Consider the following 1,068-nt stretch of genomic DNA (forward strand, 5'->3'; position numbering starts at 1 on the left):
CGCAGCAGCGCGGCCTGGTTCAGGGTGTAGTTGCTGTCGCCGTAGATGCCGCCTGCAGACACCAGGGCCGCCGTCGGGGTGGCGCTGACAGTGGGGTTGATATTCGGCGAGACGCAGCGGGATGGGAACCGGATCGGGTCATGGCTCGGGTCATTCGGGTTGGTGCCACAGTTTGTACTTGGGTATGCCCATGAAAAGCCCCTGCGCACAAACTCGGCCATGCCGCCGCTGTAGGTAAAGGCGGTGTCGTTCCAGTTGTCGTCTGCGCTGGCCATGAAGAGCTTGTGGTCGGCAGAACCCATGGGCAGGCGGATGGTGATGGGCGTGTTGAAGTGGATGCCGTGCGGGGTGAACGCATACACCGGCCCCAGGGGCGGGTAGCCTTCCAGCGCGGGCGGGGCTCCGGCGCTGCTGCGGGCTATGCCGATGGCCGTGTTGGCATCCAGCGCCCCGGGGGGAATGACGACCTGCGCCCCGTCTGGCCCGGTGACGGTGCCGCCCTCGGCACCGACAATTTGGGTGACTGCGCCGCTGGGGTCGGGCGCGCTGCTGGTCTCACCGCCACCACCACCGCAGGCCACCAGCAAGGCGCAGGCGGCCAGCAGTGCGGCCCAAAAATTCCAGAATCCGCGTGGGTGGTGGTGCGGGCGAGCCGGTGAAGGGTGGGACATGGCGATCTCCGTGGGTGGTACGTAGAGCCAAGGATAGGAATGCCGCACCTCTGTCAACAGTGCCAAAAGTCATGCCCGGGGGCCTGTTTCATCCTCTGTTTTGGGGATAGGCGAGGTCGGCCAAATTTTGTAAAAGCACCTCGGCGGATACCGGTTTGAACAGCACTGGCAGGCCCGAGTCGGCCACGCGCTGGAGCCGGTCGGGGGCGGTTTCGCCGGTCACCATCAGCAGTGGGAGTTGGGCGTCGAAGCGCTGGCGCAGGCGCAGCCCTACGGCCAGCCCATCCACCCCATCGGCCAGGCGGTAATCGCATACCAGCACCTGTACCGGCTGCAGCGCCAGCGCGGCCTGCGCCTGGGCTTCATTGCGCGCCACCCGCAGCGCCACGCCGTGGCT

At 66.7% G+C, this 1,068-nt stretch carries 1 protein-coding gene and 1 pseudogene; both read right to left on the reverse strand.

Going from position 1 to position 1,068, the window contains the following annotated elements; translation table 11 throughout:
- Positions 1 to 671 (reverse strand): annotated as a pseudogene (locus tag AC097L_RS26070) (hypothetical protein); the annotation flags it as partial.
- An 88-nt stretch (positions 672 to 759) separates the two neighbouring features.
- Positions 760 to 1,068, reverse strand: a 309-nt coding sequence (locus AC097L_RS26075; protein WP_479589587.1) for a response regulator, incomplete at its 5' end; no start/stop codon positions are given.

The sequence above is a fragment of the Rhodoferax sp. RT5P35 genome (assembly GCF_056521385.1).